This is a genomic window from Pantoea sp. JK (assembly GCF_026130245.1).
Taxonomy (GTDB): Bacteria; Pseudomonadota; Gammaproteobacteria; order Enterobacterales; family Enterobacteriaceae; genus Pantoea; species Pantoea trifolii.
On record NZ_JAINFN010000001.1, the window covers coordinates 729,718 to 752,015 of the forward strand.

Annotated in this window: 17 protein-coding genes; 5 read left to right on the top strand and 12 right to left on the bottom strand. The window is 51.2% G+C overall.

Features of this window, described 5'->3' with window-relative positions; genetic code table 11:
- Positions 1 to 10 precede the first annotated feature (10 nt).
- From lpxK to serC, 8 genes are all read right to left on the bottom strand, one after another.
- Positions 11 to 1,012: a tetraacyldisaccharide 4'-kinase gene (gene lpxK, locus PanJK_RS03560; RefSeq protein ID WP_265297162.1), complete on the bottom strand. Its 1,002-nt coding sequence runs from the start codon at positions 1,010 to 1,012 to the stop codon at positions 11 to 13.
- On the bottom strand, positions 1,009 to 2,757 hold the full coding sequence (gene msbA / locus PanJK_RS03565; protein ID WP_256696095.1) for a lipid A ABC transporter ATP-binding protein/permease MsbA: 1,749 nt from the start codon (positions 2,755 to 2,757) through the stop codon (positions 1,009 to 1,011). The genes lpxK and msbA overlap by 4 nt, the downstream gene beginning before the upstream one ends.
- 34 nt (positions 2,758 to 2,791) lie before the next feature.
- Positions 2,792 to 5,050, bottom strand: coding sequence for a DNA internalization-related competence protein ComEC/Rec2 (locus PanJK_RS03570; protein WP_265297163.1), 2,259 nt, complete (start codon positions 5,048 to 5,050; stop codon positions 2,792 to 2,794).
- Positions 5,051 to 5,257: 207 nt separating this feature from the next.
- On the bottom strand, positions 5,258 to 5,542 hold the full coding sequence (gene ihfB, locus PanJK_RS03575) for an integration host factor subunit beta (protein ID WP_003849360.1): 285 nt from the start codon (positions 5,540 to 5,542) through the stop codon (positions 5,258 to 5,260).
- Between the two features lie 86 nt (positions 5,543 to 5,628).
- Positions 5,629 to 7,305: a 30S ribosomal protein S1 gene (gene rpsA / locus PanJK_RS03580; protein ID WP_052025984.1), complete on the bottom strand. Its 1,677-nt coding sequence runs from the start codon at positions 7,303 to 7,305 to the stop codon at positions 5,629 to 5,631.
- 121 nt (positions 7,306 to 7,426) lie between these two features.
- Entirely contained in the window at positions 7,427 to 8,107 is a 681-nt protein-coding gene (cmk, locus tag PanJK_RS03585) for a (d)CMP kinase (RefSeq protein WP_256696093.1), read from the bottom strand.
- Between the two features lie 198 nt (positions 8,108 to 8,305).
- Positions 8,306 to 9,592 (bottom strand): 3-phosphoshikimate 1-carboxyvinyltransferase, encoded by a 1,287-nt coding sequence (aroA, locus tag PanJK_RS03590; protein ID WP_265297166.1) that lies wholly within the window; start codon positions 9,590 to 9,592, stop codon positions 8,306 to 8,308.
- Between the two features lie 81 nt (positions 9,593 to 9,673).
- Entirely contained in the window at positions 9,674 to 10,759 is a 1,086-nt protein-coding gene (gene serC, locus PanJK_RS03595) for a 3-phosphoserine/phosphohydroxythreonine transaminase (RefSeq protein WP_154192104.1), read from the bottom strand.
- A gap of 309 nt (positions 10,760 to 11,068) precedes the next feature.
- Between serC and ycaO the strand changes: the two genes are divergently transcribed.
- From ycaO to pflA, 4 genes are all read left to right on the top strand, one after another.
- On the top strand, positions 11,069 to 12,832 hold the full coding sequence (ycaO, locus tag PanJK_RS03600) for a 30S ribosomal protein S12 methylthiotransferase accessory factor YcaO (protein ID WP_265297168.1): 1,764 nt from the start codon (positions 11,069 to 11,071) through the stop codon (positions 12,830 to 12,832).
- A 357-nt stretch (positions 12,833 to 13,189) separates the two neighbouring features.
- The gene (gene focA, locus PanJK_RS03605; RefSeq protein ID WP_008102405.1) at positions 13,190 to 14,050 is read left to right on the top strand and encodes a formate transporter FocA; all 861 of its coding nucleotides are present in this window, start codon (positions 13,190 to 13,192) and stop codon (positions 14,048 to 14,050) included.
- Positions 14,051 to 14,119: 69 nt separating this feature from the next.
- A complete protein-coding gene (pflB, locus tag PanJK_RS03610; protein WP_265297169.1) occupies positions 14,120 to 16,402 on the top strand; it encodes a formate C-acetyltransferase in 2,283 nt (760 codons plus the stop codon).
- A 164-nt stretch (positions 16,403 to 16,566) separates the two neighbouring features.
- Positions 16,567 to 17,307, top strand: coding sequence for a pyruvate formate lyase 1-activating protein (gene pflA / locus PanJK_RS03615; RefSeq protein ID WP_008102409.1), 741 nt, complete (start codon positions 16,567 to 16,569; stop codon positions 17,305 to 17,307).
- Positions 17,308 to 17,362: 55 nt separating this feature from the next.
- Here pflA and PanJK_RS03620 read toward each other — a convergent pair whose 3' ends face one another.
- Positions 17,363 to 18,514: an MFS transporter gene (locus tag PanJK_RS03620; RefSeq protein ID WP_256696087.1), complete on the bottom strand. Its 1,152-nt coding sequence runs from the start codon at positions 18,512 to 18,514 to the stop codon at positions 17,363 to 17,365.
- On the opposite strand from PanJK_RS03620, the gene PanJK_RS03625 reads away from it, so the two are divergent.
- Entirely contained in the window at positions 18,462 to 18,659 is a 198-nt protein-coding gene (locus PanJK_RS03625; RefSeq protein WP_256698477.1) for a hypothetical protein, read from the top strand. The two genes, PanJK_RS03620 and PanJK_RS03625, sit on opposite strands and share 53 nt — an antisense overlap.
- Before the next feature lie 168 nt (positions 18,660 to 18,827).
- On the opposite strand, the gene serS is transcribed toward PanJK_RS03625, so the two are convergent.
- The 3 genes from serS to lolA all read right to left on the bottom strand — a co-directional run bounded on the left by serS (position 18,828) and on the right by lolA (position 22,185).
- The gene (serS, locus tag PanJK_RS03630) at positions 18,828 to 20,120 is read right to left on the bottom strand and encodes a serine--tRNA ligase (RefSeq protein ID WP_265297170.1); all 1,293 of its coding nucleotides are present in this window, start codon (positions 20,118 to 20,120) and stop codon (positions 18,828 to 18,830) included.
- A gap of 99 nt (positions 20,121 to 20,219) precedes the next feature.
- Positions 20,220 to 21,566, bottom strand: a complete 1,347-nt coding sequence (locus PanJK_RS03635; RefSeq protein ID WP_265297171.1) for a replication-associated recombination protein A — start codon at positions 21,564 to 21,566, stop codon at positions 20,220 to 20,222.
- 7 nt (positions 21,567 to 21,573) lie between these two features.
- Positions 21,574 to 22,185 (bottom strand): outer membrane lipoprotein chaperone LolA, encoded by a 612-nt coding sequence (gene lolA, locus PanJK_RS03640; RefSeq protein ID WP_008102417.1) that lies wholly within the window; start codon positions 22,183 to 22,185, stop codon positions 21,574 to 21,576.
- Between the last annotated feature and the right edge of the window lie 113 nt (positions 22,186 to 22,298).

The following is a 22,298-nucleotide window of genomic DNA, read 5'->3' on the forward strand; positions in this document are numbered from 1 at the left end:
TTTTCGGTGGTTAGCGCGAACGGGCGTCGCGCGCGTTGGTGCAGAGATGAGTGATATCGTCTAACAAGGTTGCCACCGCCGTGCCTTGCAGATGCGCATCTACCGGCAGATACCACCAGTTTGGGCGAGCAAAGCCACGGCATTTCACCGCATCTTTTTCCGTCATCAGTAAGCACTGTTGTGCCTGAGTCAGACGTTGCAATTCGTCTTCGCTGTAAGCATGGTGATCGGCGAAGGCAATTTCTGCCACTGGCTGAATACCTTGCTGTTTGAGCGTGTTAAAGAAGCGCGGCGGATGACCAATACCGGCCATGGCGACGATTTCCGGCAGCTGTTCTAACGCTACGGTTGCGCCGCTGATCAGGTTTACTGCCAGACCGGGCTGCAATGTCATCGCAATTTCGTCCGCCTGCGCATCACCGCCATTAACGATCACCGCATTCACCGTCTGAAGTCGCGAGGCACGTTCACGCATTGGCCCAGCCGGTAACCACCAGCCATTGCCAAAACGACGCATCCCATCTACCACCACGATTTCACGATCGCGCTGCAGCGCGTAGTGCTGCAGGCCATCATCGGTAATGATCACATCCAGATCGTGCGCAGCGAGTAGGCCTTCTACCGCCAGACGCCGCTGCGGCGCAACCGCGACCGGCACCTGCGTGCGCTGAGCGATTAAAACAGGTTCATCGCCAGCCTGCGCCGTGGGCGTTTCAGCGGTAACCAGTAGTGGATAACGTTCAGCTTTACCGCCATAACCCCGCGACACCACACCAGCGCGTAAGCCGCGTTGTTGCAGCGCCTGCACCAACCAGATCACTACGGGCGTTTTACCATTCCCGCCTGCGGTGAGATTCCCCACCACAATCACCGGGCAAGGTGCGCGCCAGCTTTTTCGCCACCCGCGCTGGAAGCTGAGGCGAATCAGCCAGGTGATCGCCCCATAAAGCAAACTCAGCGGCCATAGCAATAGCCATAACGGCGAGCGCCCGCTCCAGATGCGTTCAATCATTGACCGAACTGCAGCTTGTGAAGCTGCGCATAAGCGCCCTTCTGTTCCAGCAGCACGCTGTGAGTACCGCGTTCGACAATGCGACCATCTTCAACCACGACGATCTCATCAGCTTTTTCAATGGTCGACAGACGGTGCGCAATCACCAGTGAAGTACGGTTTTTCTGCAGCTCATCAAGTGCGGCCTGAATCGCACGCTCAGATTCGGTATCCAGCGCTGATGTGGCTTCATCGAGAATCAAGATTGGGCAGTCACGCAGTAACGCGCGCGCAATCGCAATTCGCTGACGCTGACCACCGGAAAGCAGCACGCCATTCTCACCAATCACGGTATCGAGGCCATTATCCATCTTCTGGATAAAGTCCATCGCATGCGCCATGGTCGCAGCCTGCTCGATTTGTTCACGCGTGTACTGGCCATTGCGGGCATACGCAATGTTGTTGGCGATGGTGTCGTTGAAAAGGTGCACGTTTTGGGAAACCAGCGCGACCTGGTTACGTAGCGAGCGCAGAGTGTATTCACGTAAATCGTGACCATCCAGCAATATTTCACCGCTGTCGATGTCGTAGAAGCGCGTCAACAAACTGGCCATGGTGGACTTACCCGAGCCGGAACGACCGACCAGTGCAACCGTTTTACCGGCTGGCAGCGACAGGTTAATATCGCGCAGCGCAGGGATTTCACGGCCGGGATAGGTAAAGGTCACGTTACGGAATTCAACATCACCTTTGGCGCGATCCATCTCACGCTTGCCGTTATCCACTTCCTGCTCACTGTCGAGAATCGAGAACAGCGTCTGACATGCCGCCATACCGCGCTGGAACTGCGCATTGACGTTGGTCAGTGACTTCAGCGGACGCATCAGGGCGATCATTGAAGAGAAGACCACAGTGATGGTACCGGCTGTGAGCGTATCCATCACGCTTGGGAAGCTCGCGGCATAAAGCACGAATGCCAGTGCCAGTGAGGCAATTAACTGAATCACCGGATCAGAAATGGAGGACGCTGACACCAGTTTCATGCCCTGTTGACGCATCTTGTTGCTAACCTGAGAAAAGCGCTTCGCTTCGACGTCCTGGCCACCAAAGATCAGCACTTCTTTATGCCCTTTTAGCATCTGTTCGGCGCTGGTTGTCACCTGTCCCATAGTGTTCTGCATGTTCTTACTGATGCTGCGGAAGCGCTTTGAAACGGTACGAATGGCAAAAGAGACGATCGGCGCCAGCACAATGAGAATCAGAGACAGCTGCCAGCTGTAATAGAACATCATGATGAACAGGCCAATGATCGAGGCCCCTTCACGCACCACGGTAACCAGTGCGCTTGAAGAAGAAGAGGCAACCTGCTCAGAATCGTAGGTGATGCGTGATAGCAGCGTTCCCGTTGACTGTTGATCGAAGAAGGTAACCGGCATGCCCATCATATGGCCGAACAGACGGCGACGCATGTTCATGACCACGTTGCCGGAAACCCATGAGATGCAGTAACTGGAGACATAGCTGGTTACGCCGCGCACCAGCATCAGGCCGATTACCACCAGCGGCATCCACAGCATTACGGATCTGTCAGCTTTACCGAAGCCATCATCCAGTAAAGGTTTCAACAGAGAGAGCATCAGGGTATCGCCTGCCGCATTGAGTATCAGCGCCACCGCTGACACATACAGACCAGCCTTATGGGGCGCAATCATCGGCCAGAGTCGACGGAATGTCTGCCACGTTGAGAGATCTTTATCTTGATGCATTATTTATTCACGCTGTTTGAAATAGCCGCTCATTCTACCTGGAATCGCGTTTGACGCCAAACCACTGATGGTACCAGCGAGGCTTTATTTGCTCTCTTAAGCCCTTAATTTGCCAATGACCTTGTCTGATACCCACATGAATCTGCCCCGATTGAGCCGTGTCGTACCACATATAGCTTTGCTGACGATAGCGCTGTACTACGGCTGGTGCCGGCATACGCCAGGTGTTATATCGCGCCACCGAAGCAAATGCTGCTTTTCCAGCAACATTACGTAACAGTAACGCGCCTGACGATGTCCTGCTGCCGTGGTGCGGCACCTGCAAAATCGTCGCGTTGAGTGCATCTTTTTCCAGCGCGACAATTTTTCTCTCGGCTTCTAACTCAATATCACCTGTTAGCAAAACGCTAAATTGCCCATCATCGACTCGCACCACACACGAATCGTTATTTTGTCCCTGGGTCTGACTCTCCGGCGGCCACAAGGCGGTAAATTGCAATTTGCCCCAATGCCACTGCTGGCCACGGAAGCATGGCAGATGACCCTTTTCCGCTAAGGCACTACGGATTACTACCGCTGGATTAATTTTGAGCAATGAGTGTAGTCCACCACGGTGATCAAGATGCTTGTGGCTTAAGATCAGAGAATGAAGGCTCCTGCTGTGATACCGCAACCATGGCAGGATGACGCGTGAACCGGCATCATCCTGCTTCCAGCCGGGTCCAACGTCATAGAGCACCACTTCTTTGCCCTGAGTGATGGCAACGGCCAGTCCGTGCCCCACATCAATCATGTCGATTTGCCAGTCATCACGCTGCGTAGAACTCCGCCAGAGGGTAATCGCGAGTACCAGGCTACAACACGGCATCAGGCTGTAATAAATCAGCTTGCTGCGCCAAAGAAGTAATCCCACCCAAAGCAGCACGATCGCGGGTAAGGTATCACTCCATGCCCACCAGCCAGCGGGTAACCACTGCAGCACCAGCAATACTTTGTCTATAGAAAGGTCCGCCAGATACCACAATCCCGCTGAAATCGGCGGCACAGGCAAGAGCATTGCCAGCAATATCAGCGGCACCGTGACAAATGACACAACCGGCACCGCAATAAGATTTGCCAATACAGCACTCAGGCTTATTCCCTGAAACAGGAAGATTTGTAGCGGAGCCATGAGGATCATCATGCCGAGCTGCAGATGCAGCAATTGCAATAGCAGCCATCGACGTTTTGCACGCAAGCGATGCGGCAATGGAAACCATTGATACCAGACAATCAGCATCGCGACCGCCAGTGCTGACAACCAAAAGCTTTCTGACAGAACGGTTAAAGGATCAAGGGCCAGCAATGCGCCAATACACAACGTCCAGACTTGCCAGCCACTGAGTTGCCAACCAACGCTACGAATACCTGTCCAAAGCATGAGCGCGATAATCGCGCGCTGAGCAGGTGCATGGCTACCAGAAACCCACGTGTAGATGGCTGCGGTTATGATGCTAATCAGCAGTGGAAACAAATGGCCTATCAAATGAGCGGGGAAAATCACCTGAATTGCACGCGCCAATAGCCATCCAACGCTGGCAGCTAATGCGATGTGCATGCCTGAGATGGCCATTAAGTGGGCGGTGCCAGTTTCCCGCAGCAACTGTCGCTGCTTTTCAGTCATGTTGGCACGTATGCCAAACGCTAAAGCCTGCATAATTGCGGGTTGTTGGATACTCTCAAATTTAGCTAAATGGTAATCAATGAAACGCGTACGCCAGTTGCAGGTTAGCGATTCCGCCTGCTGACTGATTATGCGACCTTGCAGCGGAGTGTGATTCGACAAAGCAAAGCGTTGCAGATCGAACTCCCCTTCATTCAGTCTGCCGTGCACGGCACGCAGTCGCAGTTTCATCTTCCAGCGCTGACCGGCACAAAATGGTTGCTCAGTAGAAGCACTATTGAGCGTCACAAAGAGAGGTGGAAATTGATAACGCTGGCCGACTCGCAAGATTTGCACGGTTAGCTGCTGCTTTTGTTCACGCACTTCGGTAATTCGTACTGTGGCTTCAATCGATGTGGCAGTCAGATCCTCAATTGCATTGATCATCAGCCGAGCTTCATTCAATGTCCAGGCCAACATTAACAGAGTAATCCCTGATATACGCAGCAATGTGATTGGCATCAACCCGAGTAACACCGCGAATCCAACCATGGTGAGTATTACGCTCGCTGTGGGTATGTGCGGCAACAGGCCTAACGGTAACGCCGAAGCAATCATCAATCTTGCCAGAAGAATCCAGTTCATATGCATTTGTGCTCTCCCTCATTGGTGGAAGAGTGTGCAGTGAAGACGGGGGATTTGCTTCAGTGAAAAGAGTGTGTGTCGCGATGGGTTCAGAGACTTTTGCAGAGATTACTTTGGTGAGACTTTATTTTGGAGACTAGCTCCCAGTTCAGCATGCTTTAAGCAAAAAAAAAACGACACCCTAAAGTGTCGTTTTTATCGTTCGGTAACGGCTTAGCCGTAGATATTCGCACGGTCACGCAATTCTTTGCCCGGCTTAAAGTGGGGAACGTATTTACCTTCCAGATCCACTTTGTCACCCGTTTTCGGGTTACGACCCGTACGCGGTGCACGGTAATGCAAAGAAAAGCTGCCGAATCCCCGGATTTCAATGCGCTCGCCCTGGGCCAACGTAGTGGCCATGTGCTCAAGCATCTCTTTGACCGCATCCTCAACGACTTTCGCCGGAATATGAGTATGCTGGCCAGCAAGTCTTTCAATAAGTTCTGACTTGGTCATGTAACCTCCGGTTAATCCTTATTGGGAAAGGTATGACAGCTTTTACCGAAACCGGACGATTTTCATCGTCCGGTGCCTTAGGTCGACTACTCGCCTTTAGCCGCTTTGAACGCTTCAGCCATCGCGCTAGAGAAGTTGCTGCCTTCATCCTGTTTGGTGTTAACAGTGTTGATAGCTTCTTTCTCATCAGCCTGGTCTTTAGCACGAACAGACAGGCTCACAACGCGGTTCTTACGGTCAACGCCGGTGAATTTAGCTTCAACGTCGTCGCCAACACTCAGAACCAGAGTTGCATCTTCGATGCGGTCCAGAGAAGCTTCAGAAGCGCGCAGGTAACCCTCTACGCCGTCAGCTAATTCTACTGTAGCACCTTTAGCGTCAACTGCAGTGACTTTACCAGTCACGATAGCGCCTTTCTTGTTCAGGGTGATGTAGTTGTTGAATGGATCTTCAGCCAACTGCTTCACGCCCAGAGAGATGCGCTCGCGCTCTGCATCAACCTGCAGTACAACGGCAGCGATTTCGTCGCCTTTTTTGTACTCACGAACGGCTTCTTCGCCAGTCGCGTTCCAGGAGATGTCAGACAGGTGAACCAGACCGTCGATGCCACCGTCCAGGCCGATGAAGATACCGAAGTCAGTGATCGACTTGATTTTACCTTCAACGCGATCGCCTTTGTTGTGGGTCTCAGCGAACAGCTGCCATGGGTTAGATTTGCACTGCTTCAGACCCAGGGAGATACGACGACGCTCTTCATCGATGTCCAGAACCATTACTTCAACCACATCGCCTACGTTTACAACTTTAGACGGATGGATGTTTTTGTTGGTCCAGTCCATTTCAGAAACGTGTACCAGACCTTCAACGCCTTCTTCGATTTCTACGAAGCAGCCGTAATCAGTCAGGTTGGTTACACGACCAGTCAGGCGTGTGCCTTCTGGATAGCGCTTAGCGATAGCCACCCAAGGATCTTCGCCCAGCTGTTTCAGGCCCAGAGATACACGGGTACGCTCGCGGTCGAACTTCAGCACTTTAACAGTGATTTCGTCGCCCACGTTGACGATTTCGCTCGGATGCTTAACGCGTTTCCAAGCCATATCGGTAATGTGCAGCAGGCCGTCAACGCCGCCCAGATCCACGAATGCACCGTAGTCAGTGAGGTTCTTAACGATACCTTTAACTTCCATGCCTTCCTGCAGGTTTTCCAGCAGCTGATCGCGCTCAGCACTGTTCTCAGATTCGATAACTGCACGACGTGAAACCACGACGTTGTTACGTTTCTGATCAAGCTTGATTACTTTGAATTCAAGCTCTTTGCCTTCCAGGTGCAGAGTATCGCGAACCGGACGAACGTCTACCAGTGAACCTGGCAGGAACGCACGAATACCGTTCAGCTCAACTGTGAAGCCACCTTTAACTTTGCCGTTGATAACACCGGTAACAGTTTCAGCGTCTTCGTAAGCTTTTTCCAGCGTGATCCAAGCTTCGTGACGTTTAGCTTTCTCACGGGACAGCAGGGTTTCACCGAAGCCGTCTTCTACTGCGTCCAGCGCAACGTCAACTTCGTCGCCTACCTGGATTTCCAGTTCGCCGGCTGCGTTCTTGAACTGCTCTGCAGGAATTGCAGATTCAGATTTCAGACCCGCATCAACCAGAACTACGTCTTTGTCGATAGAGACAACAACGCCACGAACGATGGAACCCGGACGGGTTTCGATTTCTTTCAGGGACTCTTCAAAGAGTTGAGCAAAAGATTCAGTCATATTGATAATCTTAGGATTCTTCAATTTAACGTCCACCTGACTTCATTGTCGGATGGGGTTGTTTCACATGCCCTGCACCGGGTCCTTGGTACAGGGTTACAGCAATTCGGTTGCCGAAAGATTAAATGCCCAGCTTCTGCTTGGCATAATCAAGCGCCTTTTCAATCACTTGCTCAATCGACATACTGGTTGAATCCAGTACCAGAGCATCTGTGGCAGGCACTAAAGGTGCGATGGCACGATTACGATCGCGGTCGTCGCGTTCCTTTATCTCGGATAAAAGGCGATCAAAGTTAACATTAAAGCCCTTCTCCTGCAACTGTAGCATACGGCGATGCGCACGCTCTTCCGAGCTGGCGTCGAGGAAAATTTTCACCGGCGCATCTGGGAAAACCACGGTTCCCATATCGCGTCCATCAGCGATTAAACCGGGCTCCTCGCGGAAGGCGCGTTGGCGACGAAGCAGCGCTTCACGCACCCGCGGAAAAGCGGCTACGCGCGATGCGGTGTTGCTCACTTCTTGCGTGCGGATTTCACCGGTGACATCTTCACCTTCAAGCACCACCTGCATTTCACCGTTAACCGACAGAAAACGCACATCAAGATGCGCGGCAATCGGAACTAATGCTTCTTCTGACTCAATATCCACCTGATGGTGAAGTGCAGCCAATGCTAAAACGCGATAAATAGCGCCAGAATCCAGTAAGTGCCACTGCAACGACTCCGCCATCGCTTTACATAAAGTCCCTTTACCCGCGCCACTTGGCCCATCGATGGTAATAACCGGGGCGATTGCCGTCATTGTTCTCTCCTGTTGCTGCGTGCTTATTGTCAGCCCTTCCAGGCCGCCTGGATTGCGCGGCATTATACGCTGCCTGCATCAGGTTAGTTACCCTTTAGCGTAGACAGCGCTAGAAATATAGACAGATTCAGAACAATTTCCGCCTGATAAGGCCAAAGGAGAGCAAAGTAACCCGGCATAGTGCGCCGGGTTAGACGATCAGGAAGTATGACTGATTTTCGCCAATTGCTGGAAATAGCTTGGGAAGGTTTTCGCGGTACAGCCTGGATCGAGAATAGTTACCGGCGTATCAGACAGAGCCACCAGCGCGAAGCACATCGCCATGCGGTGATCGTTATAGGTACCGATATCCGCATGTTGCAAATGAGCCGGCGGTGTCACACGAATAAAGTCGTGCCCTTCTTCCACTTCAGCACCGACTTTGCGCAACTCAGTCGCCATCGCCGCCAGACGATCGGTCTCTTTTACGCGCCAGTTATAGATGTTGCGCATCAGCGTGGTGCCTTCTGCGAACAGGGCTGTGGTTGCAATGGTCATTGCTGCATCGGGAATATGGTTCATATCCATATCGATTGCCGTCAACGTTCCACGTGAGCAGGAGATGTAATCATCGCCCCACTCAATCACTGCGCCCATTTTTTCCAGCACATCAGCAAAACGAATATCGCCCTGCACGCTGTTACGGCCAATACCGGTTACACGCACGGTACCACCTTTAATCGCAGCCGCAGCGAGAAAATAAGAAGCAGAAGACGCATCACCTTCCACCAGGTAATCGCCCGGAGACTGATACTGTTGCTGCCCTTTGACCACAAAACGCTGGTAATCCTGGTTATCAACGTCCACACCAAAGCAGCTCATCAGGTGCAAGGTAATGTCAATATAAGGCTTAGAAACCAGATCACCCTTAATGGTGATGATCGTGTCTTGCTGCGCCAGCGGCGCGGTCATCAGTAACGCCGTAAGGAACTGGCTTGATACGCTGCCATCAACGCTGACTTCGCCCCCAATAAAACCGCCATTAAGACGCACTGGTGGATAATCGGTCTGCTCAAGATAGTCGATCTTTGCTCCGCCCTGACGCAGTGCATCAACCAGGTGGCCAATCGGACGCTCTTTCATGCGCGGCTCGCCAGTCAGGACAATTGACTGCTGGCCCAAACACAGCGCGGCGGCCAATGGACGCATCGCGGTGCCTGCGTTACCCAGAAACAGCTCGAGCGGCTTTTCAGCGCTTAAAGGTCCCGCGTTACCCACGACTTCGCATACGGTACGATCGTCAGAGAGCGTATAGCTGACACCCAGCGCTTTCAGGGCGTTCAGCATGTGCTTAACGTCATCGCTATCGAGCAAGTTAGTCAGGCGAGTGGTGCCTTTTGCCAGCGCAGCCAGCAAGAGCGCGCGGTTTGAGACGCTTTTTGAACCCGGTAAATTTACCGTACCGTCAACGCGAGCAATCGGTTGTAGAGTCAGGGAGTCCTGCATGTGAAACCAAATCTCCAGAAAATACGAGACCCCATCGTGTGACGGGGTCTGATACCAGACAAGCTGGCATGAAAAAAGCAATTAACCGTGGCGACGTTCGAAGTCGACCATGAATTCAGTCAGTGTTTTAACGCCTTCCAGCGGCATCGCATTGTAGATCGATGCACGCATACCGCCAACCACGCGATGGCCTTTCAATGCATGCAGACCAGCCTTGAGAGACTCTTCCAGGAACACTTTGTCCAGAGATGAATCGGCTAACTGGAATGGCACGTTCATACGTGAACGGTTTTCGCTTGCGACATCGTTGCGATAAAACGCGCTGTTATCAATCACGCCATACAGTAAGTCGGCTTTTGCCTGATTCAGCTTGTCCATCTCGGCCACGCCGCCCTTCTCTTTCAGCCATTTGAATACCAGGCCAGAGAGATACCATGCGAAAGTTGGCGGGGTGTTGAACATCGATTCGTTTTCGGCCAGCACCTTGTAATCAAGGATAGAAGGCACATAACGCTGTGCTTTACCCAGCAGGTCTTCGCGCACAACCACTAAGGTTAAGCCCGCCGGGCCAATATTTTTTTGCGCGCCAGCGTAGATCACGCCATAACGACTCACATCGATTGGACGAGACAGAATAGTAGAAGAGAGATCGGCAACCACGATTTTATCGCCAAAATCCGGCTCTTCATCGATAGCAATGCCATCAATCGTTTCGTTCGGGCAGAAATGGACGTAAGCCGCATCATCATTCAGCTGCCATTCACGCATTGGTAATAAAGCACGTTTACCATCACGCGTGGTTTTTATATCAATGGTATTTGGCGAGCAGAATTTTTCGGCTTCTTTAATTGCGCTGTGAGCCCAGTAACCGCCGTCAATGTAATCTGCGGTTTTTGCGTCACCCAATAAGTTGCCGGGGATGGCCGCGAATTGTGCACGCGCACCGCCGTGGCAGAATAAAACTTTGTAATTGGCTGGGATCTTCAGCAGATCGCGAAAATCTTGTTCTGCTGCTTCAGCAACAGCAATAAACTCTTTACTGCGATGACTGATCTCCATCACCGAGGTGCCTAACCCGTGCCAGTTTGTCAGTTCTTGTTCTGCGCGACGGAGCACTTCTACCGGCAGCATAGCCGGGCCAGAGCTAAAATTATAAACCTGAGTCATTTCCCCTCACCACTGTCATATCGAACGGTTATGAATACCTCACCGGTTTTATCATTGCCTCCAGATGGCTGCAATCATTAATCCGGCAGCGATCACATTTCCAGAGCCAGCTCCACCGCAGCTTATGTCATAAATGCATTAAGCCATGGAATTTTGTGATGTAGTTCCAGAAAGAAAAGCGGGCAGCCGAATGGCATAAAAACCTTAACCAGACTGAGATAAATTTGGCTGACTGAATAGCGAAGCATGCATAAAACCCGTATTATTGCGCGCTTTACGCCCACCCCATTGACTTAAGAGAGCGCCACCATGACGCAAACGTTTATCCCCGGAAAAGACGCCGCACTGGAAGATTCCATTGCACGCTTTCAACAGAAACTGCAAGACCTTGGTTTCAATATTGAAGAAGCTTCCTGGCTGAATCCGGTACCACACGTCTGGTCAGTGCACATTCGCGATCGCGACTGCCCGCTGTGCTTTACAAATGGCAAAGGTGCTAGCAAAAAAGCCGCTCTGGCTTCAGCACTGGGCGAATATTTTGAGCGCCTCTCTACTAACTACTTCTTCGCCGATTTCTGGTTAGGTAAATCCATCGCTAATGGTGATTTTGTTCACTATCCGAATGAAAAGTGGTTCCCGCTCACCGAGGACGACAGCCTGCCAGAAGGCATTCTGGATGCGCGCCTCCGCAAATTTTATGATCCTGAAGAGAGCCTGGGTGCTTCAGAGCTGATTGATCTGCAATCCGGCAATGATGAGCGCGGTATTTGTGGCCTGCCATTTACCCGCCAATCTGACCAGCAAACGGTTTATATCCCGATGAACATCATCGGAAATCTGTACGTATCGAATGGTATGTCAGCCGGTAACACCGCGAATGAAGCGCGCGTACAGGGCCTGTCTGAGGTTTTTGAGCGCCATATCAAGAATCGCATCATCGCCGAATCCATCAGCCTGCCAGAAATTCCAGCAGAGGTGATGCAGCGTTATCCTGGCGTAATTGAAGCGATTGAACGTCTGGAAGCTGAAGGTTTCCCAATCTTCTCCTACGATGCTTCACTCGGCGGCAAATACCCGGTTATCTGCGTTGTGCTGTTCAATCCAGCAAATGGTACCTGTTTCGCTTCGTTTGGTGCACATCCGGACTTTGGCGTCGCACTTGAGCGTACCGTTACTGAACTGCTGCAGGGCCGCGGTCTGAAAGATCTCGACGTGTTCACTCCGCCAACGTTTGATGATGAAGAAGTGGCGGAACACGCTAACCTGGAAACGCATTTCATCGATTCAAGCGGTCTGATTTCATGGGATATGTTCAAAGACGATGCTGACTATCCTTTCGTCGACTGGAGCTTTGCGGGTTCCACGCACGAAGAGTTTGATACGCTGATGGCGATCTTCCGTGCGGAAGATAAAGAAGTCTATATCGCTGACTATGAACATCTGAGCGTTTACGCTTGCCGCATTATCGTGCCTGGTATGTCTGATATTTATCCAGCGGAAGACCTACTGCTGGCGAATAACAGCATGGGTGCACCACTGCGCGAAACGGTGCTGGCGCTGCCGAAAAGCCAATGGGAACCTGAAGCTTATCTCGAGCTGATCGTGCAACTGGACGAGGAAGGTCATGATGACTTTACTCGCGTGCGCGAACTGCTGGGTCTGGCATCGGGTAAAGACAATGGCTGGTACACACTGCGTATCGGCGAGCTGAAAGCGATGCTAGCGCTGGCAGGTGGCGACCTGGATCAGGCTCTGATCTGGACTGAATGGACGATGGAATTCAACCAGTCCATCTTCAGCGAAGAACGCGCTAACTACTACCGCTGCCTGCAAACATTGCTGCTGCTGGCAATGGAAGAGGAACGCGATCCGCTTCAATATCATCGTGCCTTTATCCGTATGTATGGCCAGGCGGCAGTTGAGGCTGCTTCAGCGGCTATCAGTGGTGAAGCGCCTTTCTATGGATTGCAAGCGGTCGATCTGGACCTGAAAGCATTCCCTACGCATCAATCATTACTCGCTGCCTATGAAAAATTGCAGACAGCTAAACGTCGTTACTGGGCACAAAAATAGCCTTAACGCTTTAATTCTTATTTATAGACATTAGCGTATTGCTAAATGGCACTGAAAAAAATCAGTGCCATTTTTTTATATTGAACATGCAAAGAGATTAAAGCGTATTATTGAATAACAATTATGCTTCATTCGTTAATGATATTTAACAAAATCGACCCTCAGCTGCAGTCGCCTTCAACTTATTTTGCATAAATTAAAAATTATTTATTTCAATAAATTCAATTATTTAATTGAAAAATGCATGCCAACTCGCTTCGCTTATCAGGTACCTTCCGGTCAAATATGATCCACATCAATTTCTGACCTATACTCCTTTGTTAGTATCTTTACAGGCAATTTTTGGAGAGCGTTAGTGTGAAAGCTGACAACCCTTTTAATTCATTATTACCGGCGGCAATGGCGAAAGTTGCAGAAGAGGCCGGCATATATAAAGCTACTAAACGTCCTTTAACCACATTCTTCCTTGCCATTACTGCTGGCGTATTTATTTCTATCGCATTTGTCTTCTATATCACTGCGACCACCGGAAGTGGAGCCATGCCCTACGGCATAGCAAAACTGATCGGCGGTATCTGTTTCTCACTCGGTTTAATGTTAGTGGTTGTGTGCGGAGCGGACCTGTTCACCTCAACTGTTCTGATCGTGGTGGCAAAAGCCAGCGGCCGTATCACCTGGCTGCAACTCGGTCGACATTGGTTGACCGTCTACATTGGTAATCTGTTTGGCGCGCTGTTCTTTGTAGCACTTATCTGGTTAGCCGGTGAACACATGGTGGCGAATGGTGCCTGGGGCTTAAACCTTCTGCAAACCGCTGACCACAAGATGCATCACACCTTTATCGAAGCCGTCAGTCTCGGCACGCTCGCCAATTTAATGGTTTGCCTGGCGGTATGGATGAGTTACTCCGGCCGCAGCCTGATGGATAAAATGTTTGCGATGATTTTACCGGTAGCGATGTTTGTTGCCTGCGGCTTTGAACATAGCATCGCAAACATGTTCCTGATTCCGATGGCCATTGTTATCCGTGACTTTGCCAGCCCGGAATTCTGGCAAATGGCGGGGGCAAGCGCAGCACAGTTTCCATCACTCAGCGTTAGCGATTTTATTCTTAACAACCTTATTCCCGTAACCATCGGCAACATTATTGGCGGCGGATTATTAGTCGGTTTGACCTACTGGGTAATCTATCTGCGTGGCGATGAGCCGGTGCATTAATGAATTGGTACGGGCGTGCTGAAGCAGCGCGCCATACGTCAAAGTCTCCCTAAATAAGGCAGGTATATCATGTCCGAACTGAATGAAAAAATGGCGTTAGCCTGGGAAGGATTTAGCGCCGGCGAATGGCAGAACAGCGTCAACGTCCGTGACTTTATCCAGAAAAACTATACACCGTATGAAGGCGACGAATCCTTCCTCGCGGGCGCGACGCCGGCCACTACTAAGCTGTGGGATAGCGTGCTTGAAGGTATTAAAATCGAGAACCGCACTCACGCGCCGGTGGATTTTGACACCGATTTGGCTTCAACCATCACCTCTCACGACGCTGGCTACATCAGCAAACCGCTGGAGAAAATCGTTGGTCTGCAAACTGAAGCGCCTCTGAAACGTGCCATCATTCCGTTTGGCGGCATCAAAATGGTTGAGGGCTCTTGCAAGGTTTATGGCCGCGAACTCGATCCCGCACTGAAAAAAGTCTTCACTGATTACCGTAAAACTCATAATCAGGGCGTATTCGATGTTTACACCCCAGACATCATGCGCTGCCGTAAATCAGGCGTACTGACAGGTTTGCCTGATGCCTATGGCCGTGGTCGTATCATCGGTGACTATCGCCGCGTCGCGCTGTATGGCATCGATTACCTGATGAAAGACAAGGTTGCACAGTTCAATTCTCTGCAAAGCGATATGGAGAATGGCGTTGACCTCGAAGCCACCATTCGCCTGCGTGAAGAGATCTCTGAACAGCACCGTGCGCTAGGTCAGATCAAAGAGATGGCTGCGAAGTATGGTTCAGATATCTCACTGCCCGCGACCAATGCACAAGAAGCCGTTCAGTGGACTTACTATGGCTATCTCGCGGCGGTGAAATCACAGAATGGTGCGGCGATGTCCTTCGGTCGCGTATCCACCTTCCTTGATGTGTATATCGAACGCGATATTCAGGCCGGGAAACTGACTGAAGAAGACGCACAGGAACTGATTGACCATCTGGTAATGAAATTGCGTATGGTGCGCTTCCTGCGTACGCCTGAATACGATGAACTGTTCTCCGGTGATCCAATCTGGGCAACAGAATCATTAGCGGGTATGGGCGTCGATGGCCGTACTCTGGTGACCAAAAGCACCTTCCGTTTCCTGAATACACTTTACACCATGGGACCATCTCCGGAGCCAAATATGACCATCCTGTGGTCAGAAAAACTGCCGGTTAACTTCAAGAAATACGCCGCAAAAGTTTCTATCGATACGTCCTCATTGCAATATGAGAATGACGACCTGATGCGCCCTGACTTCGACAACGATGACTATGCTATCGCCTGCTGCGTTAGCCCAATGATTGTCGGTAAGCAGATGCAGTTCTTCGGTGCGCGTGCCAACCTGGCAAAAACCCTGCTGTATGCAATCAACGGTGGCGTTGATGAAAAACTGAAAATGCAGGTAGGCCCGAAAGAAGCGCCAATCACTGACGAGATTCTTAATTTTGACATCGTGATGGAGCGTCTGGATCACTTCATGGATTGGCTGGCGAAGCAGTACGTCACCTCCCTGAACATCATTCACTACATGCACGATAAGTACAGCTACGAAGCTTCACTGATGGCGCTGCACGACCGTGACGTTTATCGCACCATGGCATGTGGTATCGCGGGTCTGTCTGTTGCGGCTGACTCACTTTCTGCTATCAAATACGCCAAAGTGAAAACCATCCGTGATGAAGATGGTTTAGCGGTGGACTTCGAAATTGAAGGGGAATATCCGCAGTTTGGTAACAATGACTCTCGCGTTGATGACATGGCGTGCGATCTGGTTGAACGTTTCATGAAGAAAATTCAGAAACTGCAAACCTACCGCAATGCGGTGCCGACACAGTCAGTGCTGACCATTACCTCTAACGTGGTTTATGGTAAGAAAACCGGTAATACGCCTGACGGACGTCGTGCGGGTGCGCCATTCGGGCCGGGTGCTAACCCAATGCACGGCCGTGACCAGAAAGGTGCGGTGGCTTCACTGACCTCTGTCGCGAAACTGCCCTTCGCTTACGCTAAAGACGGTATCTCTTATACCTTCTCCATCGTGCCAAATGCGCTGGGTAAAGATGATAACGTGCGTAAAACTAACCTTGCTGGCTTGATGGATGGATATTTCCACCATGAAGCTAACATTGAGGGCGGTCAGCATCTGAACGTTAACGTGATGAACCGTGAGATGCTGCTGGATGCGATGGAACATCCTGAGAAGTATCCACAGTTGACCATTCGCGTATCCGGTTATGCTGTTCGCTTCAACTCGCTCACCAAAGAGCAGCAGAAAGATGTAATTACCCGTACCTTCACTCAGTCGTTGTAAGAGCACTTTGCTGAGATTAAAAGGCTCCTGCGGGAGCCTTTTCTCCACAAGTCCGTTTTGCCAGCTTGCTGGTTCTGGCTACCTGGCAAAATCGACTTTCACTGTTAGAGCACGACATAGATTGTGCTGCCTGATGTTCAGGCTCACCTGGAGAATCCATCGCAATGTCAACCATCGGTCGTATCCACTCCTTTGAATCCTGCGGCACCGTTGACGGCCCAGGCATCCGTTTCATCACCTTTTTTCAGGGCTGTCTAATGCGCTGCCTGTATTGCCATAACCGCGATACATGGGACACGCATGGCGGTAAAGAAGTTACCGTCGAAGAGTTGATGAAGGATGCGCTCTCATATCGTCACTTCATGAATGCATCTGGTGGCGGCGTTACGGCGTCGGGTGGCGAAGCGATCTTACAAGCCGAGTTTGTGCGTGACTGGTTCCGCGCCTGCCAGGCCGAAGGCATTCACACCTGTCTCGACACCAACGGCTTTGTTCGTCGCTACGACCCGGTGATCGATGAATTGCTAGATGCCACTGACTTGGTCATGCTCGATCTGAAACAAATTAATGATGAGGTGCATGAAGTTCTGGTTGGCGTTTCCAATCACCGCACGCTGGATTTTGCGCGCTATCTGCAGAAGAGAGGCAAACGTACCTGGATTCGTTACGTTGTTGTGCCAGGTTACTCTGATGATGATGATTCCGTACATCGCTTAGGTGAGTTCACTAAGGATATGGATAACATTGAGAAGATTGAACTGCTGCCTTATCACGAGTTAGGCAAACACAAATGGATTGCCATGGGTGAAGAGTACAAGCTGGATGGTGTCAAGCCGCCGAGCAAAGAAACCATGGAGCGAGTGAAGAATATCCTCGCCAGCTACGGTCATGAAGTGATGTATTAACCGCAAACAAAAGGGGAGCCGCTGGCTCCCCTTTTTACTATTTCATATTAATGCGTTAAGCATGTGCAACCGGCGTTGCCTGATGATCGGCTTTGCGCAGTAACATCACCAGATAAACCAGTGCAACTGCAGCAATCATCACAAACAGCAGGCGGTCAGAGTAGTTCTGCATCAGCATTGACGTCATTCCCGGCCCCACCAAACTCCCCACGGTATAGCTGAACAGTAATGCCTGATTCATCGCCACTAACTCATGATGCGCCACGGTTTCGCACGCCCAGGACATCGCCACTGGGTAGAGAGTAAAACCCGCCAGCCCCAGCACAAACAGTGCTGGTGCCATCGCAGCATCACCCAACATGGCAATCGCACCGAGAATAACCACGAATACTTGCACACGTAGCACCAACAGGCGACCAAAGCGATCGGCTAAACGTCCTACTGGCCACTGGCCGACAATGCCCGAGCTGACCAGTAACGCCATCCAGTAACCGACGGTTGCATCACTCATGCCCTGATGCGACAGATATAAAGGCATCAAGCCATAAAGCGAGCCGAGAACGATACCGGAAATGATGCAGCCATTGATGCCGAGACGAGAGCTACGACGACGCAACATCACCCAAAGGTGACTCGTTGAAGCCTCCTCCGTCGCAGCGCTGGCGTTGACATGCACAAATACGACCGGCAACACCGCACAGATAATCAGCGCAGTCACCCACGGAATCACGTGGAGCAGTTCTGTCGACACACGACTCACCAACAACTGGCCGGCAACCGTGCCGAGGTAGTAGATGATCATATATGCCGCGAGCAGCTGACCACGATTACGTACGGTACCGCTGCATAATAAGGCGCTCTCAACCACCACCCAAATCAGTGCACAACCCACACCTGCGGTGAAGCGCAGCATGGTCCAGCTATAAAAACCGTCCAGCATCACCATGCCCATGGTCGCAACGGCGAAAAGCACACTGGCCAGGTAGAAACAGCGATTAAAACCGTAACGAGTGATCAACCAGCCCGCGAGCAAAGTGCCCAGCAAATTACCGGTGTAATACGATGAGCTGGCCATACCCACTTGCCAGGTTGGCAATTGATCATGGGTAAGCCATAACGGTACCAGCGTATTAAGCACAGCAATAGACACCGTCATGAGCATTAAGCCGCAAAGCAGCAAAACGACGGGGCGCGACCAGGTTGACATAGGGAATAAAACCAAAAGAGATGACGATAATTGCGCGCAGTTTGCCATTTGCTATTTTAAAGTCAATGTGCAAAAAATCGTCGCCGCACGATTTGCTGCAGCACAATTTATTTTATTTATCTTCAGCGGGTTAGCGGCAAGATGAAAGATAACAGGCAGACATCTATCTATTTGAATTTATGATTTTTAATGGTTAATGGCCATTTATTGTCGATAACGTTTATTTCTGATTAATTCCGACTAAAAAATAATTATCTTTAAGCTTAAGAAACAAAAAACCCGGCATTGCCGGGCTTATATCATTGCGCGTTAATTAGCCAACGAATTCCAGTCCGCCCATATAAGGACGTAACACTTCTGGCACTTCAATGCGGCCATCTGCATGCTGGTAGTTTTCCAGCACAGCGACCAAAGTACGACCAACCGCCAGACCAGAACCATTCAGCGTATGCACCAAACGTGGTTTCTTGTCGGTTTTGCTGCGGCAGCGTGCCTGCATACGACGAGCCTGGAAATCCCCCATGTTGGAGCAAGAGGAGATCTCACGATAAGTGTCCTGAGCTGGCAGCCAAACTTCCAGGTCGTAAGTTTTGGCAGAGCCGAAGCCCATATCGCCGGTGCAAAGCAGCACTTTACGGTATGGCAGATTGAGCAGCTGCAGCACTTTCTCTGCATGGCCGACCAACTCTTCGAGTGCGTCCATAGAAGTTTCAGGCGCTACAATCTGCACCATTTCCACTTTGTCGAACTGGTGCATACGGATTAAACCGCGCGTATCCCGTCCGTAAGAACCGGCTTCAGAACGGAAGCATGGTGTGTGTGCGGTGAGTTTGAGCGGCAAAGATTCTTCTTCAACGATTTCATCGCGCACCAGATTGGTCAGCGGCACTTCAGCGGTTGGGATCAACGCATAGTTGCTGCTACCTGCTTCTTCGCCCAGCGGCTTGGTATGGAACAGATCTTCACCAAACTTTGGCAGTTGACCGGTTCCATACAGTGTTTCCTGATTAACCAGATACGGAACATAGGTTTCAAGATAACCGTGCTGCTGCGTGTGCAGGTCAAGCATAAACTGGCTAAGCGCACGGTGCAGACGCGCAATCTGGCCCTGCATGACAATGAAACGTGAACCCGTCAGTTTCACCGCTGCGGCAAAATCCAGACCTTTTGCGGCTTCACCCAACTCAACATGGTCTTTTACCGGGAAATCGAACTGGCGCGGCTGGCCCCAGCGGCTGACTTCCTGGTTCTCGCTGTCATCTTTACCCAACGGGACTTCGTCAACCGGGAGATTTGGCAATGCGAGGGCAAAGTCACGAATTTCGTTTTGCAGGGCATCCAGTTCTGCTTTATCCGCATCCAGGCGTTCGCCCAGTGCGTTCACTTCCTGACGCAGCGGCTCGATGTCTTCCCCACGTGCTTTGGCCTGACCGATGGATTTGGATCGGGAATTACGCTCAGCTTGCAGATTTTCAGTTTCTACCTGCAAGACTTTACGACGCTCTTCGAGCGAACGTAAGGTTTCCACATCCAGTTTAAATCCTCGGCGTGCCAGTTTTTCTGCGACTGCGTCTGGCTCGTTACGCAGCAGGTTGGGATCGAGCATGCTAATCCTGTGTAATAAAAGGTTGATTGAACGAATGGCGGGACTTGCATCCCTATGGAATGCAATGAAATCCTTGCTCACCTTACCGTAAGGTGTTTATCAGCGGTAGCGTTTTATCGGGCTATTTTGATCCTGCTCAGCCAGCCAGGCGAGTTTTTCGCCAATTTTCCCTTCAAGCCCGCGATTCGTCGGTTGATAGTAGCGTGTCTGCGCCATTTCTGGCGGGAAATAGACTTCGCCAGCGGCATAGGCGTTAGTCTCGTCGTGCGCATAGCGATACTCTTTACCCAGCCCCATCTCCTTCATCAATTTGGTCGGCGCATTGCGTAAATGTTCCGGCACATCGTAGTCAGGAAACTCGCGCGCATCGCGCATCGCGGCTTTGAACGCGGTGTAAACGGCATTACTTTTGGGTGCGCTGGCAAGGTAGACAATCGCCTGCGCAATTGCCCTTTCGCCTTCAGCTGGACCGACGCGAGTGAAGCAATCCCAGGCCGCTAACGCAACCTGCATGCCGCGCGGATCGGCGTTCCCGACATCTTCCGAAGCGATAGCCAGCAAACGGCGCGCGACATACAGCGGATCGCCGCCGGCGGTGATGATTCTTGCATACCAGTAAAGTGCCGCATCGGGTGCTGAACCACGTACCGATTTATGCAGAGCGGAGATCAGATCGTAGAAACGATCGCCTTTGTTATCGAAACGCGCCGCTCTTTCACCGGAAACTTCGTTAAGCAATTGTGGCGTTAATTCACGCTGGCCTTTGGCGTTGCTCTCAGCCATATCCGCCATCATTTCCAGCGTATTCAGTGCCCGACGCGCATCCCCATTCACCAGCTCTGCAATCATGTGGCGCGTTTTATCCGGCAGCACAATATCGCTTTTGCCATAACCGCGATCGTCATCCTGCATCGCCTGCAGCAAAACCTGTTCGATATCAGCAGTGGTGAGAGATTTGAGTAAATAGACACGAGCACGCGATAGCAGCGCCGAGTTGAGCTCAAACGAGGGATTTTCGGTGGTGGCACCGATAAACGTGATGGTGCCATCTTCAATATGTGGCAGGAATGCATCCTGCTGACTTTTGTTAAAGCGATGAACTTCGTCGACAAACAGAATGGTGCGTCGGCCCACCTGACGATTTTGCCGGGCGCGCTCTATCGCTTCACGAATCTCTTTGACGCCAGAAGTCACCGCAGAAATCCGCTCAACATCAGCTTTACCGTAATGGGCGATGATCTCGGCTAATGTTGTTTTCCCTGTCCCCGGCGGTCCCCACAAAATCATCGAATGCAGATGCCCAGCCTCAATAGCGCGCGGCAGCGGTTTACCAGGCGCCAGCAAATGCTGCTGCCCAATGTAATGTTGCAGCGTAGCTGGCCGCATACGCGCGGCCAGCGGCTGAAACTCATTCGAAGGTGCAAAATCCAGAGACAGGTTACTCACCGAGACCTCACTGACGTTGATCGTCCACCGTTACCCCTTTTGGCGGCGTAAAGGTGAATTTGTCTGGGCTAATGGCACCGTTGTTTTGGCTCTTCAGCTGATAATCGCTGTGCTGACCATCTTGCTCAATCGCGCTGAACTTATTGATGGTGCCAGACGATGTCACATTGATGGTGAACTGCTTGAGGTTGCCATCACTGCTTTTCGGCGTTAGCTCGAAATTATCGCCCTGCTGCTTAATATTGTACTGTTTCCAGTCACTTGGTTGGTTACGCGCAATCAGCATAAACGGCGTATTGCTGGCCGCATTTTGCAGCAGGCTAACACTCGCTTGTTCAACGAAGGGATTGTAGAACCATAGATTTTTGCCATCAGAGATAATTACACTTTCGTCCGGCGCGGTCATGTGCCAGTTAAACAAACTTGGGCGCTTAACCCACAGCTCACCTTCACCATCCTGCACGTTGGCGCCGCTGCCATCGGTCACTTTCTGACTGAAGCTGGCATGGAAGCTGTTCACCTTATTGAGACGCTGTTGCAGATCGCTGGACGCATCCGCCAATACTGATGCGGAAACAAAACTGGCCAACAGGCCACAGGCAATAACGCGTAATTTCATCTGATTCGATTCCTTATTCATTGTTTCCCGACACTTACTGCATTAAACGTAGTTGTCGTCCTGTCTCTTCGACAGGAGAAAAAGCCGAAAGCTCCCGAAGATATGGGGATCGA